The sequence below is a fragment of the Paraburkholderia kururiensis genome, from assembly GCF_034424375.1.
In the GTDB taxonomy this organism is placed as follows: Bacteria; Pseudomonadota; Gammaproteobacteria; order Burkholderiales; family Burkholderiaceae; genus Paraburkholderia; species Paraburkholderia kururiensis_A.
Genome location: NZ_CP139965.1, coordinates 4,828,087 through 4,848,934 on the forward strand (window position 1 = coordinate 4,828,087; position 20,848 = coordinate 4,848,934).

Here is a 20,848-nt window from a genome sequence, read left to right on the forward strand (position 1 = left end):
CCTCGGTTTTTCCCCGTTTCCGCCAGCTCCCGGGCGCCACTTTTTGCAAATCACGACGATGTCTACTCTCTACGAATCCACGCTCCGCTCGCTGCCGCTGCTCGGCCGCGGCAAGGTCCGCGACAACTACGCGGTGGGCAACGACAAGTTGCTGATCGTCACCACCGACCGCCTCTCGGCGTTCGACGTGATCATGGGCGAGCCGATTCCGGGCAAGGGCCGCGTGCTGAACCAGATGGCCAACTTCTGGTTCGCGAAGCTCGCGCACGTCGTGCCGAATCACCTCACGGACGTGGCGCCGGAAAGCGTCGTCGCCGCGGACGAAGCCGAGCAGGTGCGCGGCCGCGCGGTGGTCGTGAAGCGCCTCGAGCCGATCCTCGTGGAAGCGGTGGTGCGCGGCTACCTGGCGGGCAGCGGCTGGAAGGACTATCAGGCGACCGGGTCGGTGTGCGGCGTGCAGTTGCCGCCCGGCCTGCGCAACGCCGAGAAGCTGCCCGAGCCCATCTTCACGCCCGCGGCCAAGGCCGAAATGGGCCACCACGACGAGAACATCACGTACGACGAGATGGAGCGCCGCATCGGCACCGAGCTTTCGGCCACCATCCGCGACATCTCGATCAAGCTGTACAAGGAAGCCGCCGACTACGCGGCCACGCGCGGCATCATCATCGCGGACACGAAGTTCGAGTTCGGCCTCGACAATCACGGCAAGCTCTACCTGATGGACGAGGCGCTCACCGCCGACTCCTCGCGCTTCTGGCCGGCCGACCAGTACCAGGTGGGCACGAACCCGCCGTCGTTCGACAAACAGTTCGTGCGCGACTGGCTCGAGACCCAGGACTGGAAGAAAGAACCGCCCGCGCCGAAGCTGCCCGACGACGTGATCGCGAAGACGTCGCAGAAGTACCAGGAGGCGCTGGAGCGTCTGACTGGCCAGAAGCTCGCGTGAGCCGCCGCGAAGCGCCAGAGGAAGCCAGCACGATGAGCGAAGTCCAGCCAGCCCAGAACGCCCACCAGCATGCCGCGCCGATCGTCGGCGTGCTGATGGGATCGAGTTCCGACTGGGAAATCATGAAGCACGCCGTTGCGGTCTTGCAGGAATTCGGCGTGCCGTACGAAGCGAAGGTGGTGTCCGCCCACCGCATGCCCGACGAAATGTTCGCCTACGCCGAAAGCGCACGCTCGCGCGGTCTCGCCGCGATCATCGCGGGCGCGGGCGGCGCGGCGCACCTGCCGGGCATGCTCGCCGCGAAGACCACGGTGCCGGTGCTCGGCGTGCCGGTGGCGAGCAAGTACCTGAAGGGCGTCGATTCGCTGCATTCGATCGTGCAAATGCCCAAGGGCGTGCCGGTTGCAACCTTCGCCATCGGCGAGGCGGGCGCGGCCAATGCGGCGCTCTTTGCGGTGTCGATTCTGAGCGTCACCTCGCCCGAGTATGCGGACAAGCTGGCGGCGTTTCGCGTGAAGCAGAACCAGGCTGCGCACGCGATGGTGTTGCCCGCGCTCTGATGCGCGCCGACGCTCGAAGGGCGCAATGAGCGCGCAATGAGCGCGCAATGAGAGCTGTCATGCAGTAAGCGGGGCCGGCGCCGCGTGGCTCGAAGCCACGCCGGTCCCGCGGAAGTTTCCGTCGCGTGTTGCTGCAGCCGTTTGCGGTAGCACACCGCGAGTGCCTCGAGCGATCGCGACAGCCTACATTTCCGCCAGCCGCGCATGCACGATGCGTCGCGCCGCCGGCCGTGACCGACCACTGAGATGAATCCAGACAACGCACCCGTTTCCCCCATCCTGCCCGGCGCGTGGCTCGGCATGGTGGGCGGCGGCCAGCTCGGCCGCATGTTCTGCTTTGCCGCCCAGGCGATGGGGTATCGCGTCGCGGTGCTCGATCCCGACGAAAGCAGCCCGGCGGGCTCCGTCGCGGACCGCCATCTGCGTGCCGCCTACGACGACGAAGCCGCGCTGACCGAACTGGCGCGCCTGTGCGCGGCCGTTTCCACCGAGTTCGAGAACGTGCCTGCCGCGAGCCTCGACTTCCTCGCTCGCACGACGTTTGTGAGCCCGGCCGGCCGGTGCGTCGCCGTGGCCCAGGACCGCATCGCCGAAAAGCGCTTCATCGCGGCGGCCGGCGTGCCGGTGGCGCCGCACGTCGTGATCGAGTCGTCGCAAGCGCTGGCCGCCATCGACGATGCCGCGCTCGAAGCCGTGCTGCCCGGCATTCTGAAGACGGCGCGGCTCGGCTACGACGGTAAGGGCCAGGTGAGCGTGGCAAGCGCCCACGACGTGCGCGAAGCGCACGCGTCGCTGGGCGGCGTCGCGTGCGTGCTGGAAAAGCGGCTGCCGCTGAAGTTCGAGGTGTCGGCGCTGATCGCGCGCGGCGCAAACGGCACCACCGCGGTCTATCCGCTCGCGCAGAATACGCACCGGCACGGCGTGCTCTCGCACACCGTCGTGCCCGCGCCCGATGCGAACCCGCAGCTCGTGGAACAGGCCCAGCAGGCAGCGCTCGACATTGCCGCGAAGCTCGGCTATGTCGGCGTGCTGTGCGTCGAGTTCTTCGTGCTCGAAGACGGTTCGCTCGTGGCCAACGAAATGGCGCCGCGCCCGCACAACTCCGGGCACTACACCGTGGATGCCTGCGCGACGAGCCAGTTCGAGCAGCAGGTGCGCGCCATGACGGGCATGCCGCTCGGCGACACGCGCCAGCATTCGCCCGCGGTGATGCTGAATATTCTCGGCGACGTGTGGTTCCCCGATGCCGCCAAGAGCGGCAAGGGTCTTGGCGCGCCCGTGACGCCGCCGTGGCACGAAGTGGCCGCGATGCCGGCTGCGCATCTGCATCTGTACGGCAAAGAGGAGGCGCGGCCAGGCCGCAAGATGGGCCACATCAATTTCACGGCGGCCACGCTCGACGAAGCCCGCACCGCCGCACGCGACTGCGCTCGCCTGCTGCACATCGCAACCAGCTGAGGCGGCCGAACATCATGCCGGACCGAGACAAGCCAGCCGCTTCTGCCGGGACGCGCTCTGCGGAACCCGCCGTCAGTCGCGAGGCGATCGAACACGCCGCGTGGTTGCTCGACGCGGGGCAACTCGTCGCGTTTCCCACGGAGACGGTGTACGGCCTCGGCGCCGACGCGCAGAACCCCGAGGCCGTCGCGCGCATTTACGCGGCGAAAGGGCGGCCGGCCAATCATCCGGTGATCGTGCATCTGCCGCCGGGCGGCGACCCCGCATTCTGGGTGGAGTCGTTGCCCGCGGACGCGCAGAAGTTGATCGACGCATTCTGGCCCGGCCCGCTCACGCTGATCCTCAAGCGCGCCGCGCACATTCCGGCCGCGGTCAGCGGCGGTCAGGATTCGGTGGGGCTGCGTTGTCCTTCGCATCCGGTTGCGCAGGCGCTGCTCACGGCGTTCTCGGCGCGCAGGCACGGGCATGGCGGCGTAGCGGCGCCGTCGGCCAACCGCTTCGGTCACGTAAGTCCTACTACCGCGCAGCACGTGCGCGAAGAATTCGGCGATAGCGTCTACGTGCTGGACGGCGGTGCGTCGGACGTGGGGATCGAATCGACCATCCTCGATCTCTCGCGCGGCTTCCCGGCGCTGCTGCGTCCCGGACGCGTCACGCCGCAGGAGATCGCCGACGTGCTGGGCGAAGCGCCACGTTTGCCCGACGGTTCGGATGCCACGGCGCCACGCGCCTCGGGCACGCTCAAGGCGCACTACGCGCCGCGCACGCCGCTCGTGCTGCTGCCCTTCGACGCGCTCGAAGCGCTGCTCGCGCAGCGAACTGTGGACGAACCCGTTGCGCTGGTGGCCCGCGCGTCCCGCGCAGGCGCGTGGGCGACGGCCGCAGGCGTGCATTTCGTGGCGGCGCCCGAGGACCCGCATGCCTACGCTCGGGAACTGTACGGCTTGTTGCGGGCGCTGGACCGCGCCAACGTTGCGCGCATCCTCGTCGAGAAGCTGCCCGACACCATCGAATGGATTGCCGTGAACGATCGACTGGGACGCGCCGCGGCGGCGTTTGACGCGCGGGAATAAGCGCAGGAATAAGCGCGACCAGCGCGAGCTGTATCGCGGAGCAGCGCTTCGAGCCACAGCCCGATTGGGCTCAACCAGACACAACCGAACGCAACCCGAAAAGCGCACGAAAAAAGGCCCGGCCATCTGAATGGCCGGGCCTTTTTGCTGCTCGGGCGTCGATCGGCGTGCGTCTTACTTGCCGAGTCCCGATGCCGCGATCTGCTTCTCGACCTGCTGCGCGAAGAGCGCGTGCAGGTGCGTGGTCGGGTGGACCGTGTCCGCGTACATGTAGGTCTGATCCGCGCCGGCGACGGTGTAGGTCTGCGGCGAGCAGAACAACGACGAAGCGAACGCCTGCGGATTGCTCACGCCGTACTTCGCGGCATTCGTGGCCATTGCGGTCAGGTTACAGGCCGTGCCGGTGTTCGACACCGTGAAGCCGTTGGCCTGATAGTTGGCCTGAATGCCGTCCTGCCACTGGTCGGCCTGCACGAAGATCACCTTGCTCATCAGCCCGGTTGCCTGCAGCGTGCCCGCGAGCGTCTGGTTGTACGCGGTCACGAGGCCGGCGAAGAGTTGCTGGGTCGCCGCGCCGCCCGAGAGGCCCTGCGGCGTTTGCGCGATGTCCGGCACGTTCGAGACCACCACGTGCGTGGCCCCCGCGGCGAGCACCGGCGCCACGACGTTCTGCACGAACTGCGTGGCCGCGAGTCCGACGGCGGTCACGGCCTGCTGGACCGCGGTGGACTGGCTCTGGCCCGCAGCAACGGCGGCCTGCACGACGCCGGCCTGGTAGAAGATGTCGTTGGCGCCGCCGTTCAGCAGCACGAGCTGCCCCGAGTTGAAGCTCGTGTGCGCCGTGAGGTACTCCTGAACCTGCGTGACGATCGGCACCGTGGTGGCCTGTGCATAGTCGGGCTGGCCCGCGGGCGCGTGGCCGATGCCGTTCGGGTCCGTCACGCGCGAGCCGCCCTGCGCGTAGCCAAGGCCGGTGGATGCCTGCAGCGGCTGGCCGAAGCCGCCCAGGTAGGCCGGCGTGAGCGTGCCGCCGTAGTACTCGGCGACTTTCTGCGTCCAGATTTCGCCGGGGTTCGTCGTGAAGCGGCCGCCGCCGAAGTCGAGCGCGATCACGGGCGAATACGTGCCGACGTCGGAGAGGCTGTCGCCGAACGATACGACCTGAAGCGTGACGCCGCCCGCCGGTCCGGACGACGACGAACTGCTGCCGCCGCCTCCACCCCCGCAGGCGGCAAGCAGTGCGAATGCGGCACTGGCGATGGCGGCTTTCGCGAAGCGTGCGCGGCTGGCCCGTTTTTGCGGCTGAATTGTCTTGTGGTTCATGTTGACTACATCTCCTCGTATGTTGGCTTTGCGCCAGTGGTGCACGCAGCGTCCCGCCAGATGAATCTGCGACGACGGGCGCCCGCTTACAGAAACTCGCTTGCTCTTCGATTGCTCCTCGAATACTTCGCTCACGCGTTGCGCACGGTGCCGGCTTTCGTGCCCGAACCCGCTGCTCCGCTCGAGATGCCTGTTGCGGCGTTCGCCTGTTCCTGCGCGACATCGCGCGCCGCATGCCATTGTGCCGCCCAGGCAGGCGGCGCGAACAGGGCCTTGAGGCGATTGCGCCAGCCCTTCATGCGCGCTGCATCCGCGAACATCGACGCCCATTCGTGGAACGTCGCCTTGAGCGGGTTGTACGTGTGGAGCGGTTCGACGATGCCGTAGACCGGCGGCTCCGCCGGATCTTCGGCCACATAGCTGCCGAACAGGCGGTCCCAGATCACGAGCACGCCCGCGTAGTTGCGATCGATGTAACGGTCGTTGCGCGCGTGGTGGACACGATGAATCGACGGCGTATTGAAGACGTATTCGAGCCAGCCCAGCTTGCCGACGGCCTGCGTGTGCACGAAGAACTGGAACGCGAGATTGACGAGCACGATCGCGACGATCTGCGATGGGGGGAAGCCGAGCACCGCGAGCGGAATCCAGAATGCCCACATGCCCGCGACGGGGTACATCAGGCTCTGACGGAACGCGGTGGAGAGGTTGAGGCGCTCTGATGAGTGATGCACGACGTGCGCGGCCCACAGCCAGCGCACACGATGGCTCGCGCGGTGGAACACGTAATAGAGCAGGTCCTGAGCGACGAAGAGCAGCACGAACGAAGCCCAGCCGGCCTCCAGCGTGAACAGCCTGACATGTGCGTAGAAAAACGCGTAGACGGGGATGACGAAGAGCCACGCCACCTTGTCGGCGGCCTGGTGCATGAGCGCGAGCGCGGCGTTGCAGAGCGTGTCGCGCCAGCTGTAGATGCCGCTACCCGGCCGCGTGCGCGACAGATGCCAGGCTTCCCAGCCGATGCAGCCCACGAAGACGGGCGCCATGGCGAGCAGAAGCAATTCGGCATCGAACCGCATGAGAATGTCTCCCTCCTGGTCTCGGACCTGCGCGCTGGCGGCGCAAGCCGGGTCTCGTGTTGGTTTCGTGTTTTAAACGCGGCGGCAAGTGCGACGACTAGGGCTGCTGCCGGTACGGCGAAAAGCGCTATGAAAAACTCCGCTGCCGCGTGCTGCCCGACAGGGTACACGCTCCCACGCCCCCGGCGCGAGCCTTTGCTAGAGGGATTCTTCGACGCGAACCCGGGCCCGGCGCGAGCCGTTATTGGCGAGAAATTGCCGGGAGCGGGGGCTAGTGCGCGCCACGCCGCGGAGCGGTTCGAACAGGCGCCTTGCGGCGCTTCGCGTGTTCGGTCACATCGACGGACGTGGTCTGCGGCATACCCTGGTAGACCCATTCGAGCAGCGCGTCGTGAGCGGCGCGCGCCGCTTCGGAGTGCGGATCGTTGATGAGGCTGACGACCACGTACGTTTCGCCGTCCGCGGCCGCTACGTAGCCCGCAATGGCGCGTACGTCGCGCAGCGTGCCGGTCTTGATGTGCGCGTTGCCGCCCACGGGCAGGTCCGTGAGGCGGTGCCGCATGGTGCCGTCCACGCCTGCCACGGGCAGGGATTCGACGAACGGCTGCGCCACGGGGCTCGCATTGGCGGCCTGCAGCAGATTGGCCATCGAGAGCGCACTGATGTGCTCGTCGCGAGACAACCCCGAGCCGTTCTGCATCGCGAGATCCGGCATGTCGAGGCCGCTGCGCCGCAGGAAGGCCGCGATGGCGCGCGCCGACTTCTCCGGCGTGGCGGGCGGTTTGTTCGTCACCGCGCCGATGGTGAGAAACAGGTTGCGCGCCATCACGTTGTTGCTGAACTTGTTGATGTCGCGAACGATGTCCGCGAGCATGGGACCTTCGTGCGTGGCGACGAGCCGCGCGCCCGCGGGCACCGCGCCTTCGCGGATGGCGCCGGCGCCGCCGTCCGGTCCGGTGAACGTGCCGCCCGTCTGCCGCCACAAGGCGAGAAAACCGCCCGCGAAGAACGCCGAGTGATCGAGCACCGCGACGTTGATCGTGCGCGCGCCGCAGCGCAGCGGATAGTCCCCGGCGAAGGTGGCGGCCACGGTGCCGTTGGTCTCCGGCTCGACGGAAGGCGCCAGTGCCGACGCGGCGCCCGTGCAAGGGCCGCGCGTAGCGCGCAGACGGTCGTCGATCTGCAGTTGCGCGAGGGCCGGCAGTACATCGACGGCCACGGTGCCGTCCGGCGACGGCGTCAGCGTGAACGAGAGCGACTTGAACGCGTAGAGCAGCGGATCGGGGCCCACGTTGTAGGGCGCCGTGGCGTCGTCGTCGAAGGGCGGCAGGTCGCGCGTGGAGGCGTCGAAGAAACGCTTGTCGAGCACGAGCGCGCCGTCGATGCCGTTGATACCGGCCTTGTGGATCTTCTGCACGAGATCGATCAGTTCTTCCGGCACGAGCTTCGGGTCGCCGGTGCCCTGGATGTAGAGGCTGCCGTGCAGCACGCCGTTCGCGTCGACTTCACCGTCGGCGTAGGCGCTCGTACGCCAGCGGTAGTCGGGGCCGAGAATCGAGAGGCCCGACCACGTCGTGACGAGTTTCATGGTGGAGGCGGGCATCATCGGTTCGGCCGCGTTGAGCGCCACGACCGGCGTGCGGTTGCCCACTTTCTCGATCACGACGCTGATGGACGAGAGCGGCACGCGGGCGCGCTCGAGTCCGACCATGACCGAGGGCGGCAACACCGTCGAGACGTTGACCGAAGGATGCCTCGCCTTCGCGAGACGCGCGTCGGCAGGCGTCGCGGCGAGGAAGCTCGCGCAAGTCGCGCACGCGGCGAGCAGCGTCGTGCAGGCCTGGGCGCGGGCCGCGAGCGGCTCGCGTTGCGTTCGCGGCTGACTTGCAGCGCTACGGGCCTGCGCGGGTGGTGGCGAGTCATGGCGAAGCACACGGCGCGCAGACAGGACGACGAGCGAGGCAAGGCGGGCGAGCGGCATGGAAGGCGAAATCGGGCAGTCGGCGGACCGGCGAGCTGTGGCGACGCGCTGGCGCGTGCGGCAGGCGAGCGGTCCGGCATTCGGACGAAGCGCTCATTGTAGAGACATGCCGCCGCGCTGCGTCAAAAGCCCGGCGCCTTCGTGTGGCCGGCAGTTGCCCGCAACCGTCAGGCGTGGGCGCTAGAATGCGTGACTATCCGTCAAGACCGGCCGCGCGCCGCGTGCCGGCTCGACGCCACCGTTTCTTTTCGATCACCATGCGCATATTGCTAGTGGAAGACGACCGCATGATCGCCGAGGGCGTGCGCAAGGCGTTGCGCGGCGAAGGCTTCGCGGTCGACTGGGTGCAGGACGGCGAGGCCGCGCTTTCGGCCGTATCGGGCGAGCCTTACGATCTTCTGCTGCTCGATCTGGGCCTGCCGAAGCGCGACGGGCTCGACGTGCTGCGCACCCTGCGCGCCCGGGGCAACGCGTTGCCGGTGTTGATCGTGACGGCGCGCGACGCGGTAGCCGACCGCGTGAAGGGCCTCGACGCCGGCGCCGACGACTATCTGATCAAGCCCTTCGATCTGGACGAACTCGGGGCGCGGATGCGCGCGCTGATCCGGCGGCAGTCGGGTCGTTCCGAGTCCGTGATCCGGCATGGCACGCTCACGCTCGACCCGGCCGCGCACCAGGTGACGCTAGACGGCGCGCCCGTTGCGCTTTCCGCGCGCGAGTTCGCGCTGCTCGAGGCGCTGCTGGCACGCCCGGGCGCCGTGCTCTCGAAGAGCCAGCTCGAAGAGAAGATGTACGGCTGGGGCGAAGAGATCGGCAGCAACACCGTCGAGGTCTACATCCATGCCTTGCGCAAGAAGCTTGGCGCCGACCTGATCCGCAACGTGCGCGGCCTCGGCTACATGATCGCGAAGGACTGACAGGCGCACTTCCACGCACTTCTTCACGTCCACCGGAAACCACGGAACCCTCAGGTCGATGCATTCGATTCGCCGTCAATTGCTGTTCTGGCTGCTCGCGCTCGTAGTGGCCGGGGTGGGCGCCGCAGGCTGGCTGATTTACCGCCAGGCGCTTGCCGAAGCCAACGAGCTGTTCGACTACCAGTTGCAGGAGATTGCGGCCGCGTTGCCGTCCGAGCCGTTCTCGCAGATTCTCGGTTCGCGCGACACCGGCGACGAGGGCATCGTGCTGCAGATCTGGAATCGCAACGGCGTGCTCATGTACTACTCGCATCCGCGTGCGCCGCTTGCGCCGCGCGCCGAGCTCGGCTTCTCGACCGAGCGCACCGATCGCGGCGACTGGCGCGTGTATGGCGCGATCGTCGGGGACAACGTGGTGCAGCTTGCGCAGCCCATCTCGGTGCGCAACCGGCTTGCCGCGAACGTGGCGCTGCGTACGCTGTGGCCGCTCATCGTGTTGCTGCCGTTTCTGGGCCTCGCAGTGTGGACGGTGGTGGGGCGCGGCCTGGCACCGCTCGCACGCGTGACGCGCGCGCTCGGAACGCGTCATCCGGAAGCGCTCGATCCCTTGCCCGAGGGGCGTTTGCCGCACGAAGTGCAGCCGCTCGTGCGCGCGCTCAACGCCTTGCTCGAACGGCTCGCCCAGGCGCTGGATACGCAACGCGCTTTCGTCGCCGATGCGGCCCACGAACTGCGCACGCCGCTTGCCGCCGTGCAGATTCAGGCGCAACTGGTTGCGCGCGCAAAGGACGACGAAACGCGCCGCGAATCGCTGGCGGACCTGCAGGCGGGCGTGACGCGGGCCACGCGGCTCGCGGAACAACTGCTCGCGCTGGCCCGCTCCGAGCCCGACAATCGCGCGGTGGCGCAGAGCACGGTCGACCTGCATGGCTTGCTCGACGACTGCGTGGCCGCGTATGCGCCGCTTGCGCAGCAGCGCGGCGTGGACCTCGGCATCGAAGACAGCGTGCCGGCCACCGTCAACGGCAATGCGGAAGCGCTGCGCGTCATGTTCAACAATCTGCTCGACAACGCGACCAAATACACACCGGCCGGCGGGCGCGTGGACGTGAGCCTACGCCTTGCCGATGGCCATCCTGTCGTGTGTATCGCCGATAGCGGGCCCGGCATTCCCGCCGAAGAGCGGCCCCGCGTGTTCGACCGTTTCTATCGCGTGGGCGCCGGCGAGTCGCGTGCGCGCACCGACGTGTCGGGCAGCGGCCTCGGTCTTGCCATCGTGCGGCGCATTGCGAGCCAGCACGACGCCGAGATCACGCTCGGCGACTCTCCCGCAGGCGGCCTGCTCGTGACCGTGCGGTTCTGACCGACCATCCCTGTCGCAGGCCTGCGCGACCGCTGCGCCGGCCGTATGCGGCGCGGCTCGCGAAAGCCGTCCGCGCCAGTCTGCAAGCGGCTCCCAGCCCGGGAATGCTTTAAGACTCCTTTAAGCGATACGCCTTACGCTTCGAGACATCAAAAAGCATTCCTCTCGACAGGAGCCCCTGCAATGAAAGCCAAGATTCTTACCCGCAGTGCCGTTGCCGTGGCAGTTGCCGTCGCATTGTCGGCGGGCTATGTCGCGGGCCAGCGCAACGTGACGCCGCCTCAGGTCATCACGCCCGCACAAGCCGCCGCGTTGATGCCGGCCGAAGCCGCCGCGAAAACCGGCATTCCGGATTTCTCCGGCCTCGTGGAAACCTACGGGCCGGCGGTGGTGAACATCAGCGCCAAGCACGTCGTGCGGCATACCGCGCAGCGCGGCGGCAACATGCAGTTGCCCATCGACCCGAGCGACCCGTTCTATCAGTTCTTCCGCCACTTCTACGGCAACATGCCCGGCATGCAAGGCGACGACGGCGGCGACCAGGCCGACGTGCCGAGCACGAGCCTCGGTTCGGGCTTCATCATCAGCAACGACGGCTACATTCTCACCAACGCGCACGTGGTGGACGGCGCGAACGTCGTGACGGTCAAGCTCACCGACAAGCGCGAATTCCGCGCGAAGGTGATCGGCGCGGACAAGCAGTCCGACGTGGCCGTGCTCAAGATCGATGCGAAGAACCTGCCCACCGTGAAGATCGGCGACCCGCGCCAGAGCAAGGTGGGGCAGTGGGTGGTGGCCATCGGCTCGCCGTACGGCTTCGACAACACCGTGACGTCGGGCATCATCAGTGCGAAGTCGCGCTCGCTGCCCAACGAGAACTACACGCCGTTCATTCAGACCGACGTGCCCGTGAATCCGGGTAACTCGGGCGGCCCGCTGTTTAATCTGCAGGGCGAAGTGATCGGCATCAACTCGATGATCTATTCGCAGACGGGTGGCTTCCAGGGCCTTTCGTTCGCTATCCCGATCAATGAGGCGATGAAGGTCAAGGACGACCTCGTGAAGACGGGCCACGTAAGCCGCGGCCGGCTGGGTGTGTCGGTGCAGTCGATGAACCAGACGCTCGCCAACTCGTTCGGCATGCAAAAGCCGCAGGGCGCGCTGGTGAGCTCGGTGGACCCGGGCGGCCCGGCTGCGAAGGCGGGCCTGCAACCCGGCGACGTGATCCTTTCGGTGAACGGCACGCCGGTGACCGACTCGTCCGACCTGCCGTCGCAGATCGCGGGCATCAAGCCGGGCACGAAGGCCGACATCCAGGTGTGGCGCGACAAGGGCACCAAGGACCTCAGCGTGACCATCGGCACGCTGAACGACACGAAGGTGGCATCGAACGATTCCACGCCGCAGATGCAGGGCCGCCTGGGCGTCGCCGTGCGTCCGCTCACGCCGCAGGAAAAGAGCGGCACGTCGCTCACGCACGGCCTGCTCGTGCAGCAGGCGGGCGGCGCGGCGGCGAGCGCCGGCATCCAGCCGGGCGACGTGATTCTCGCCGTGAACGGCCGGCCCGTGACCTCGGTCGAGCAGTTGAAGCAGATGGTGGCTCAGGCCGGCAGCAGCATCGCGCTGCTGATCCAGCGCGACGACGCGCAGATTTTCGTGCCGGTCGATCTGAGCTGAGGCGGCAAGCCTCATCGGCGAGGTGGGACCGGGCAATCGCCACCGCGATACGCCTGTCCGTTGCACCGCGTTACATCTTCCCGCAGCGCTTCGGGAACCCGGCCGGCGAGCCGCCGGTCGGTTCAACGTAAGGTTTTTGCCAGGGGCCGGGCATGCCGTGTGCGGCAATGTCGGGCTGAAGCCAACAACCACGTCAGGAGCGTAAAAGATGAATACCCGACGCGCACTACGATCCTTTGCCACCGTGGCGGCCGCAGCGGCGTTCGCCGTCGTTGCGTCAGGCGGCTTTGCCAGCCACGCCTGGGCCCAGGCCAGCGACGTGACAGGTGGAAGCACCACCGACAACACCAGCGCCGGCAACACCAACGGCGGCGGTCTACCGCAAGTCCAGCAGCAGGGTGACGTGTCGTTCGTTTCGGGCGGCGTGGGGCTCGACGAGTCCAAGGCGCTCGAGCGCGCGCAGAGCCAGTGGCCACTCGCCCTGCGCTTCACCGGCCCCACCGCCGACTACCTCGCAGACGTGCACGTACGCATCGTCGATTCGCACGGCGGCGAAGCGCTTTCCACCACGTCGCGCGGGCCGTTCATGCTGGTGCGCGTACGTCCCGGCCGCTACACCGTGCATGCGAGCTACAACGGCGAGGAAAAGGTGAGCGCCGTGACGGTCCCGGCCAAGGGCACGGCTCGCGCCGGCTTCCACTGGAACACCCAGTAGGTGCGCTGATTCGTGCGGCTGCGCGCATGAACGTCGCGCAGCCGATTTAACTTTCGTCGATAATGAAGCCACGAATCTGCAACGTGGCTTTTTCGTTTGGTGTGCCGCGGCACGCTTGCGTTGGCGCAGTGGCTTGCATGACGCGCAAGCGCACCGGTAAAGGCGCTCGCCTGTGCGGCGCCGCAACATGCGGGCGTGGGCGACGCGGCGGCGACTGTTGACGAACAGGGGATCGAATATGGCTGTGGAACCGGCTGCCGATCATCGCATCGATATTGCGGCGAATTCTCATCGCGTGCGGGTCATCCACCAGGGCATCACCGTGGCCGATACGCACGAGGGGCTTACGCTTTCCGAGAGCGGACTGCCCGACGTCTTCTACTTCCCGCGCGCCGACGTCAACATGGCGCGGCTCGAACGCTCCGACCACACCTCGCACTGCCCGTACAAGGGCAATGCCTCGTACTTTCATCTGCGTACCGAAGACGGCCTGGTCGAAAACGCGGCGTGGAGCTACGAGCAACCGTTCGAGAAGGTGAAGGACATTACCGGCTATCTGGCGTTTTACGCTTCGCGCGTCGATCGCATCGATCAGACATCGTGACGGGCGAGGCCGCGCGCTGAAGGGGGAAAAGGGGGAGGCCGCCATGGAACTGAACGACGCGTTACGGATTCCGCTCGCCCCGTCCGCCGTATGGGACGCCCTGCAGGACATCGCTCTGCTGCGCGCAAGCATGGAGAACTGCGAGTCGTTCCGCCGGCTCGGGCCCGGCGAATACGAACTCACGCTCACCGTGCCGCTCGGGCCGCTGCGCGCGCGCTACGACGTTCGCGTGCATGTGGTGCCGAAGGAAGGTCAGGAGCCCTACGCGCCTGAGCGCACCTTGAGCTTCAAGGCCCGTGCCGACGGGGTCGGCTCGCTGCGCGGCCAGATCGACGTCTCGCTGCGCGCCGACGACCATCCCGGGGGACCCGCAGGTCTCTCGAAGGGCGCAAGCACGCGCGTGGACTACTCCGTGTGGGCGACGCTCGCCGGGCCGCTTGCGCAACTGCCGCCACGGCAACTCGAAAATGCACTGCACGATCTCGCCGACGATTTCTTCACCGAGTTCTGCGCTGTCGTTGAGGCCAAGCACGGCCAGGGTCCGAACCGCGCGCGCGGCACAAGCGCGCGGCGTCAGCATGTGTTCCTTCGGCCGATCAGCCTCGCCGGCGTTGCCCGCCGCGCGCACCTTGCGCAACATGGCGGCACCTTGAGCGGACGCGCCGCAAGCACGCTGCGCCACGAAAGTGCGCCGCATGCGGTGCCGACCTGGGGGTGGGCTGCCATGATCTTCTTCGTCGCGCTGCTGTTGTACCTGGCGCGATGGTTCGCGCAAGGGTGACGCGCACGGGCGCAGGCGCTCGACGCTTGAGCCGCCGGGCCCGCTCTGGCATGCTGCCTGCCGTATCGCATTCTCCCAGTTGATTCCGCTACGAAAGGAGCGTTTTCATGTCGCTGCCGCCCCGCCGCGCGCTCATCGTTATCGACGTGCAGAACGAGTACGTCGATGGCAACCTGCTGATCGAATATCCGGATGTGAACCACTCGCTCGCGAACATCGGCCGCGCTATCGACGCAGCCCGTTCCGAGCGCGTGCCCGTTATCGTCGTGCAGAACTTCGCACCCGCCGGTGCGCCGATTTTCGCGCGCGGCAGCCGCGGCGCGGAACTCCACGAGGTGGTGGCGTCGCGCGCGCACGACCACTATGTCGAGAAGTCGCTGCCGAGCGCATTCGCCGGCACGGACCTCGCCGACTGGCTCGCCGCCCGCGAGATCGACACGCTCACCGTGGTCGGGTACATGACGCACAACTGCGACGCGTCCACGGTCTACCACGCGCTCCACGCTGGCCTCACGGTGGAATTTCTCGCCGATGCGACGGGTTCATTGCCGTACGAGAATAGCGCCGGCTTTGCCTCCGCCGAGGAGATTCACCGCGTGTTTTGCGTGGTGTTGCAGTCGCGCTTCGCGGCCGTGACGAACACCGACGAGTGGATTGCCGCTGTGGAGGCTGGCGTGCCGCTCGAGCGCGGTTCCATTTACGCCTCCAATCAGAAAGCGCGAGCCGGGCGCGAACCCGGCTGAGCGACACGGGACCGCGGCGACGTGCCGTCGGTGTTCAGGCGGCCGGGCTGTCTGTGGATGCGGGCGGTGCAGTTCGCAACGCGGGGCTATAGCGGATTGCGTCGAGCATGGCATCGACGGTGCGTTCGGCGCCGTCGGCCATATCGAATAGCTCCGGCGCAAGCAGCATGTCGCGCAGCGCGCCGCCGATCACTGAATGGAGCAGCCGTGCCGCGCGCGCGGCATCGAGATCCGCAGGCAACTGTCCCTTCGACATGGCGTTGAGCAGACCGCCTTCGATGTTGACGAGCGCCTCACGTATGTTGGTTTGATGACGCTCCACCACCGGGCCCATTTCCTCCACGAACTCGCATTTCAGAAACAGGATGTCGAACACGCGTCGGCGGCGTTCGTCTGTGGCCGTGCCGTGCAGGCAGAGCACACACAGTTCGCGTATGCGGCCGAGCGGATCGGGTTCGCCGGGATCGCGCGACGCCGCCTTCAGTTCGTCGAACGGCAGGAGCACGCGGTCGAACATGGCCGTGAACACGTCGCCCTTGTTGGCGAAGTGCCAATAAATGGCACCGCGGGTGACGCCGGCGGCCTGAGCGATGTCGGCGAGCGAAGTGCGCGATACGCCCTTCTCGAAGAAGACGCGCTCCGCGGCGTCGAGGATGCCGTTCCGCGTTTCCAGCGCTTCCTCTTTCGTGCGTCGAACCATGATCGTCTGACCTGCTGTGATGGCGTTGCTGCGGGGACTACTTGAACGATCGTCGCAACAATTGGATTGTCGGACCGCTATAAAACGAAACGATCGGGCGAAAAGTTTCGATTTGTCGCCCATCCACGCTTTTACATTCGTTCATGAATGTATCTATAATAGCACCCCACAGCCGGTTGCCGAGGCAGGGATGACCCGGTAATTCGGTTAATATCCGTCACGTTGTCTTACGGACGTATTCGCGCCGGCCGGTGCCGGCGGCGCATGGGTGCCTCCCTCCCGTCGGGGAGCTCCGCCCGATATCCCTGCGTGATCGCCTTTAGGCGTCCAGTCACTGTGTCGTCTCAGACGCTTGTGTGCGTGCCCGTCTTCCGCACGAGACGGACGCACTTTTTGTGTTCCCAGTCATAGACAGAGGTTGCTCCATGCGCGTCGAACGGGTTCCATTCCGCTTAATCAGTGTCGCGACCGCTGCCGTGGTGTTGGCAGCATGCGGACAAAAACAATCGGCACCACCGCAACAAACTCCCGAGGTCGGCGTGGTGACAGTCCAGCCCACCGCCGTACCGGTCACCACGGAATTGCCGGGCCGCACCAGCGCCTACCTCGTCGCGCAGGTGCGCGCACGGGTGGACGGCATCGTGCTGCGCCGCGAGTTCACCGAGGGCAGCATCGTGAAGGCCGGCCAGCGTCTGTACAAGATCGATCCGGCGCCGTACATCGCGTCGCTCAATAGCGCGAAGGCGACGCTCGCCAAGGCGCAGGCGAACCTGGCCACACAGAACGCCCTGGTGGCGCGCTACAAGGTGCTCGTCGCGGCGAACGCCGTGAGCAAGCAGAACTACGACGACGCCGTGGCCGCGCAAGGGCAGGCCGCCGCAGACGTCGCCTCGGGCAAGGCAGCGGTCGAAACGGCGCAGATCAATCTCGGCTACACCGATGTGACTTCGCCCATCACGGGCCAGGTCGGCATCTCGCAGGTCACGCCGGGCGCTTACGTGCAGGCGAGCGCGGCCACGCTGATGTCCACCGTGCAGCAGATCGATCCGGTCTACGTCGACCTCACGCAGTCGAGCCTCGAAGGGCTCGAACTGCGCCGGCAAATTCAGGAAGGCAAGATCAAGACCGCCGGCCCGCACGCGGCCAAGGTCACGCTGCTGCTGGAAGACGGCCGCGCCTACTCGCAGCCGGGCAAGCTCCAGTTCTCGGACGTCACCGTCGACCAGACCACCGGTTCGGTCACGGTTCGCGCCATCTTCCCGAACCCCGACCGCGTGCTGTTGCCCGGCATGTTCGTGCGTGCGCGCATCGAGGAAGGCATGAACGAAAACGCGTTCCTCGTGCCGCAGGTGGGCGTGACGCACAACGCGTCGGGTCAGGCCACGGCACTCGTGGTCGGCGCGGACAACAAGGTGGCCATCCGCACCATCGTGACGGGCGGCACGCAAGGCACGAACTGGATCGTCGAAAGTGGGCTGAATCCGGGCGACCGCGTGATCGTCCAGGGCACCGAGAAGGTTCGTCCGGGCGCCGAGGTGAAGGCCGTGCCGGCGCAGCTGCCGGCCGCGCCGGCCTCCGGTGCGCAAGCAGGCGGAGCGCCCGGGGCACCGGTTGCCGCCGCGGGCTCGGGCGCTGCCGCCGGTTCCGCCGCGCAGCCCGGTGCGGCTGCCTCCGCGGCGTCTGCTGCGTCGGGCGCGTAATAACAGGGAGCCTGCTTCATGGCAAAGTTCTTTATCGATCGCCCGATTTTTGCGTGGGTGATCGCCATCATTCTGATGCTCGGCGGCATTGCGTCGATCTTCACCCTGCCGGTGGCGCAATATCCGACCATTGCGCCGCCCGCGGTCCAGATCAGCGCGAGCTACCCGGGCGCCTCGGCGGACACGGTGCAAAACACCGTCACGCAGGTGATCGAGCAGCAGATGAGCGGTCTCGACCACCTGCTGTACCTGTCCTCCACGTCCGACGACTCGGGCACGGCCACCATCACGCTGACGTTCGCCGCGGGTACCAACCCCGACATCGCCCAGGTGCAGGTGCAGAACAAGCTGCAGCTTGCCACGCCGCTTCTGCCGCAGGTCGTGCAGCAGCTCGGCACGAAGGTGACGAAGTCGAGCAGCAGCTTCCTGCTGGTGCTCGCCTTCAACTCCGAAAACGGCAGCATGAGCCGTTACGACCTGGCGAACTACGTCGCTTCGAACGTTCAGGACCCGATCAGCCGCATCGACGGCGTGGGCACGGTGACGCTGTTCGGCTCGCAGTACGCCATGCGCATCTGGCTCGACCCGAACAAGCTGACGAACTACAGCCTGACGCCGGTCGATGTGACGAACGCCATTTCGGCCCAGAACGTGCAGGTGTCCGCCGGTCAACTGGGCGGCACGCCAGCCGTGCCGGGCCAGGCGTTGCAGGCCACCATCACTGAAGCGACGCTGCTGCGCACGCCTGAGCAGTTCGGCAACATCCTGCTGAAGGTGAACCAGGACGGGTCGCAGGTGCGGCTGAAGGACGTGGCGCGCATCGAGCTGGGCGGCGAAACGTACAACTTCGACACGAAGTACAACGGACAGCCGACGGCCGGCTTCGGCATCCAGCTCGCCACGGGCGCCAACGCGCTGCAGACGGCCAAGCTCGTGCGCCAGAAGATTGACGAGTTGTCGAAATACTTCCCGCCGGGCCTCGTCGTGAAGTATCCGTACGACACGACGCCGTTCGTGCGCCTGTCGATCGAGGAAGTGGTGAAGACGCTGCTGGAAGGTATCGTCCTCGTGTTCCTCGTGATGTACCTGTTCCTGCAGAACCTGCGCGCCACGCTCATTCCGACCATCGCGGTGCCGGTTGTGCTGCTGGGCACGTTCGCGATCATGGCGCTGGTGGGCTTCTCCATCAACACGCTGTCGATGTTCGGCCTCGTGCTGGCCATCGGCTTGCTGGTGGACGATGCGATCGTGGTGGTGGAGAACGTGGAGCGCGTGATGGCCGAAGAAGGGCTGTCGCCGCGCGACGCGACGCGCAAGGCAATGGAACAGATCACCGGCGCGCTGGTGGGCGTGGCGCTCGTGCTGTCGGCCGTGTTCGTGCCGGTGGCGTTCTCGGGCGGTTCGGTGGGCGCCATCTACCGGCAGTTCTCGCTGACGATCGTGGCGGCCATGGTGCTCTCCGTGCTGGTCGCGTTGATCCTGACGCCGGCGCTGTGCGCCACGATCCTCAAGCCGATTCCGAAGGGGCACCACGAAGAGAAGAAGGGCTTCTTCGGCTGGTTCAACCGCACCTTCGACAAGAGCCGCGAGAAGTACCACACGGGCGTGCACCACGTGATCAAGCGTTCGGGCCGCTGGCTCGTGATCTATCTGGTGGTGATCGTCGCGGTGGGGTTGCTATTCGTACGTCTGCCCAAGTCGTTCCTGCCCGACGAGGACCAGGGCACGATGTTCGTGCTCGTGCAGACGCCGTCCGGCTCGACGCAGGAAACCACGGCACGCACGCTCGCGAACATCTCGAACTACCTGCTCACGGACGAGAAGAGCATCGTCGAATCCGTGTTCACGGTGAACGGCTTCAGCTTCGCCGGTCGCGGCCAGAACTCGGGCCTCGTGTTCGTGCGGATGAAGGACTACTCCGTACGGCAGCACGCCGACCAGAAGGTGCAGGCGCTCGTGGGCCGCATGTTCGGGCGCTATGCGGGTTACAAGGACGCGATGGTGATTCCGGTGAATCCGCCGTCCATTCCGGAACTCGGCACGGCCTCGGGCTTCGACTTCGAGTTGCAGGATCGCGGCGGCCTCGGCCATGCGGCGCTCATGGCGGCGCGTAACCAGCTGCTCGGCATGGCGGCGAAAGACCCGAACCTCGCGCTCGTGCGTCCGAACGGCCTGAACGACACGCCGCAGTTCAAGGTGGATATCGACCGCGAAAAGGCGCTGGCGCTCGGCGTATCGGCCTCGACCATCGACCAGACGTTCTCGATCGCGTGGGCGTCGCAGTACGTGAACAACTTCCTTGATACGGACAACCGGATCAAGAAGGTCTACGTGCAAAGCGATGCGCCGTTCCGCATGACGCCGGGCGACCTGAACATCTGGTACGTGCGCAACGGCTCGGGCGGGATGGTGCCGTTCAGCTCCTTCGCCACCGGCCACTGGACCTACGGTTCGCCGAAGCTCGAACGCTACAACGGTATTTCGGCGGTCGAAATCCAGGGCGCGGCGGGCCCGGGCAAGAGTACCGGTCAGGCGATGCAGGCCATGCAGCAGATCGCGGCGAAGCTGCCCGCGGGCATCGGCTACGAGTGGACGGGCTTGTCGTTCCAGGAAATCCAGTCCGGCTCGCAGGCGCCTATCCTGTACGGCATCTCGATCCTCGTCGTGTTCCTGTGTCTCGCGGCGCTCTACGAGAGCTGGTCGATTCCGTTCGCGGTAATCATGGTGGTGCCGCTCGGCGTGCTGGGCGCGCTGCTCGCGGTGACGCTGCGCGGCCTCGAAAACGACGTGTTCTTCCAGGTGGGTCTGCTGACCACCGTGGGTCTGTCGGCCAAGAACGCGATTCTGATCGTCGAGTTCGCACGCGAGCTGCAGCAGGGCGAAGGCATGGGACCGATCGAGGCGGCGCTGGAAGCGGCGCGGCTGCGGCTGCGTCCTATCCTGATGACGTCGCTTGCGTTCATTCTCGGCGTGCTGCCGCTTGCTATCAGTAACGGCGCGGGGTCGGCGAGCCAGCACGCAATCGGTACCGGCGTGATCGGCGGGATGCTGACGGCGACGTTCCTCGCCATCTTCATGATCCCCATGTTCTTCGTGGTGATCCGCGCACGGTTCGCCGGCGAGAAGGAAGATCCGGACGAGGCGCTCGCGCACTACGACGAGCATCATCCGCACGGCCCGCAAGGCGGCAACGATGGCAACGGTTCGGGCAAGGAAGGACACTGA

17 protein-coding genes are annotated in these 20,848 nt (G+C 66.7%); 13 read left to right on the plus strand and 4 right to left on the minus strand.

Going from position 1 to position 20,848, the window contains the following annotated elements; translation table 11 throughout:
* The first annotated feature begins 58 nt into the window (after positions 1 to 58).
* From U0042_RS21720 to U0042_RS21735, 4 genes are all read left to right on the plus strand, one after another.
* Positions 59 to 949, plus strand: a complete 891-nt coding sequence (locus tag U0042_RS21720; RefSeq protein WP_114809192.1) for a phosphoribosylaminoimidazolesuccinocarboxamide synthase — start codon at positions 59 to 61, stop codon at positions 947 to 949.
* 32 nt (positions 950 to 981) lie between these two features.
* Entirely contained in the window at positions 982 to 1,509 is a 528-nt protein-coding gene (purE, locus tag U0042_RS21725) for a 5-(carboxyamino)imidazole ribonucleotide mutase (RefSeq protein WP_114809505.1), read from the plus strand.
* Positions 1,510 to 1,755: 246 nt separating this feature from the next.
* On the plus strand, positions 1,756 to 2,967 hold the full coding sequence (locus tag U0042_RS21730) for a 5-(carboxyamino)imidazole ribonucleotide synthase (protein WP_114809191.1): 1,212 nt from the start codon (positions 1,756 to 1,758) through the stop codon (positions 2,965 to 2,967).
* Between the two features lie 14 nt (positions 2,968 to 2,981).
* Complete coding sequence (locus tag U0042_RS21735) at positions 2,982 to 4,040, plus strand: L-threonylcarbamoyladenylate synthase (RefSeq protein ID WP_114809190.1); 1,059 nt, start codon at positions 2,982 to 2,984, stop codon at positions 4,038 to 4,040.
* 174 nt (positions 4,041 to 4,214) lie between these two features.
* Here the strand turns inward: U0042_RS21735 and U0042_RS21740 are convergent, their stop codons facing one another.
* From U0042_RS21740 to dacB, 3 genes are all read right to left on the minus strand, one after another.
* Entirely contained in the window at positions 4,215 to 5,363 is a 1,149-nt protein-coding gene (locus tag U0042_RS21740) for an SGNH/GDSL hydrolase family protein (protein WP_114809189.1), read from the minus strand.
* A gap of 131 nt (positions 5,364 to 5,494) precedes the next feature.
* Positions 5,495 to 6,442, minus strand: coding sequence for a sterol desaturase family protein (locus U0042_RS21745; RefSeq protein ID WP_114809188.1), 948 nt, complete (start codon positions 6,440 to 6,442; stop codon positions 5,495 to 5,497).
* Between the two features lie 271 nt (positions 6,443 to 6,713).
* A complete protein-coding gene (dacB, locus tag U0042_RS21750) occupies positions 6,714 to 8,423 on the minus strand; it encodes a D-alanyl-D-alanine carboxypeptidase/D-alanyl-D-alanine-endopeptidase (RefSeq protein ID WP_114809187.1) in 1,710 nt (569 codons plus the stop codon).
* 257 nt (positions 8,424 to 8,680) lie between these two features.
* Here dacB and U0042_RS21755 point away from each other — a divergent pair, with 257 nt between their 5' ends.
* The 7 genes from U0042_RS21755 to U0042_RS21785 all read left to right on the plus strand — a co-directional run bounded on the left by U0042_RS21755 (position 8,681) and on the right by U0042_RS21785 (position 15,223).
* The gene (locus U0042_RS21755) at positions 8,681 to 9,340 is read left to right on the plus strand and encodes a response regulator (RefSeq protein WP_114809504.1); all 660 of its coding nucleotides are present in this window, start codon (positions 8,681 to 8,683) and stop codon (positions 9,338 to 9,340) included.
* A 58-nt stretch (positions 9,341 to 9,398) separates the two neighbouring features.
* The gene (locus U0042_RS21760) at positions 9,399 to 10,703 is read left to right on the plus strand and encodes an ATP-binding protein (RefSeq protein WP_114809186.1); all 1,305 of its coding nucleotides are present in this window, start codon (positions 9,399 to 9,401) and stop codon (positions 10,701 to 10,703) included.
* A 183-nt stretch (positions 10,704 to 10,886) separates the two neighbouring features.
* Positions 10,887 to 12,380, plus strand: coding sequence for a DegQ family serine endoprotease (locus U0042_RS21765; protein ID WP_114809185.1), 1,494 nt, complete (start codon positions 10,887 to 10,889; stop codon positions 12,378 to 12,380).
* A 208-nt stretch (positions 12,381 to 12,588) separates the two neighbouring features.
* A complete protein-coding gene (locus tag U0042_RS21770) occupies positions 12,589 to 13,095 on the plus strand; it encodes a carboxypeptidase-like regulatory domain-containing protein (RefSeq protein WP_114809184.1) in 507 nt (168 codons plus the stop codon).
* Positions 13,096 to 13,333: 238 nt separating this feature from the next.
* The gene (locus U0042_RS21775; protein WP_114809183.1) at positions 13,334 to 13,699 is read left to right on the plus strand and encodes a DUF427 domain-containing protein; all 366 of its coding nucleotides are present in this window, start codon (positions 13,334 to 13,336) and stop codon (positions 13,697 to 13,699) included.
* A 43-nt stretch (positions 13,700 to 13,742) separates the two neighbouring features.
* On the plus strand, positions 13,743 to 14,480 hold the full coding sequence (locus tag U0042_RS21780) for a CoxG family protein (protein WP_114809182.1): 738 nt from the start codon (positions 13,743 to 13,745) through the stop codon (positions 14,478 to 14,480).
* Positions 14,481 to 14,587: 107 nt separating this feature from the next.
* Entirely contained in the window at positions 14,588 to 15,223 is a 636-nt protein-coding gene (locus tag U0042_RS21785) for a cysteine hydrolase family protein (protein ID WP_114809181.1), read from the plus strand.
* 34 nt (positions 15,224 to 15,257) lie between these two features.
* Here the strand turns inward: U0042_RS21785 and U0042_RS21790 are convergent, their stop codons facing one another.
* On the minus strand, positions 15,258 to 15,923 hold the full coding sequence (locus U0042_RS21790; RefSeq protein ID WP_114809180.1) for a TetR family transcriptional regulator: 666 nt from the start codon (positions 15,921 to 15,923) through the stop codon (positions 15,258 to 15,260).
* Between the two features lie 425 nt (positions 15,924 to 16,348).
* Between U0042_RS21790 and U0042_RS21795 the strand changes: the two genes are divergently transcribed.
* The gene (locus tag U0042_RS21795) at positions 16,349 to 17,623 is read left to right on the plus strand and encodes an efflux RND transporter periplasmic adaptor subunit (RefSeq protein WP_114809179.1); all 1,275 of its coding nucleotides are present in this window, start codon (positions 16,349 to 16,351) and stop codon (positions 17,621 to 17,623) included.
* Positions 17,624 to 17,641: 18 nt separating this feature from the next.
* Positions 17,642 to 20,848, plus strand: a complete 3,207-nt coding sequence (locus U0042_RS21800) for an efflux RND transporter permease subunit (protein WP_114809178.1) — start codon at positions 17,642 to 17,644, stop codon at positions 20,846 to 20,848.

Coding starts and splice junctions, on each gene's coding strand:
- U0042_RS21720 (WP_114809192.1), top strand. CDS start 59: ATGTCTACTCTCTACGAATCCACGCTCCGCTCGCTGCCGCTGCTCGGC.
- purE (WP_114809505.1), top strand. CDS start 982: ATGAGCGAAGTCCAGCCAGCCCAGAACGCCCACCAGCATGCCGCGCCG.
- U0042_RS21730 (WP_114809191.1), top strand. CDS start 1,756: ATGAATCCAGACAACGCACCCGTTTCCCCCATCCTGCCCGGCGCGTGG.
- U0042_RS21735 (WP_114809190.1), top strand. CDS start 2,982: ATGCCGGACCGAGACAAGCCAGCCGCTTCTGCCGGGACGCGCTCTGCG.
- U0042_RS21740 (WP_114809189.1), bottom strand. CDS start 5,363: ATGAACCACAAGACAATTCAGCCGCAAAAACGGGCCAGCCGCGCACGC.
- U0042_RS21745 (WP_114809188.1), bottom strand. CDS start 6,442: ATGCGGTTCGATGCCGAATTGCTTCTGCTCGCCATGGCGCCCGTCTTC.
- dacB (WP_114809187.1), bottom strand. CDS start 8,423: ATGCCGCTCGCCCGCCTTGCCTCGCTCGTCGTCCTGTCTGCGCGCCGT.
- U0042_RS21755 (WP_114809504.1), top strand. CDS start 8,681: ATGCGCATATTGCTAGTGGAAGACGACCGCATGATCGCCGAGGGCGTG.
- U0042_RS21760 (WP_114809186.1), top strand. CDS start 9,399: ATGCATTCGATTCGCCGTCAATTGCTGTTCTGGCTGCTCGCGCTCGTA.
- U0042_RS21765 (WP_114809185.1), top strand. CDS start 10,887: ATGAAAGCCAAGATTCTTACCCGCAGTGCCGTTGCCGTGGCAGTTGCC.
- U0042_RS21770 (WP_114809184.1), top strand. CDS start 12,589: ATGAATACCCGACGCGCACTACGATCCTTTGCCACCGTGGCGGCCGCA.
- U0042_RS21775 (WP_114809183.1), top strand. CDS start 13,334: ATGGCTGTGGAACCGGCTGCCGATCATCGCATCGATATTGCGGCGAAT.
- U0042_RS21780 (WP_114809182.1), top strand. CDS start 13,743: ATGGAACTGAACGACGCGTTACGGATTCCGCTCGCCCCGTCCGCCGTA.
- U0042_RS21785 (WP_114809181.1), top strand. CDS start 14,588: ATGTCGCTGCCGCCCCGCCGCGCGCTCATCGTTATCGACGTGCAGAAC.
- U0042_RS21790 (WP_114809180.1), bottom strand. CDS start 15,923: ATGGTTCGACGCACGAAAGAGGAAGCGCTGGAAACGCGGAACGGCATC.
- U0042_RS21795 (WP_114809179.1), top strand. CDS start 16,349: ATGCGCGTCGAACGGGTTCCATTCCGCTTAATCAGTGTCGCGACCGCT.
- U0042_RS21800 (WP_114809178.1), top strand. CDS start 17,642: ATGGCAAAGTTCTTTATCGATCGCCCGATTTTTGCGTGGGTGATCGCC.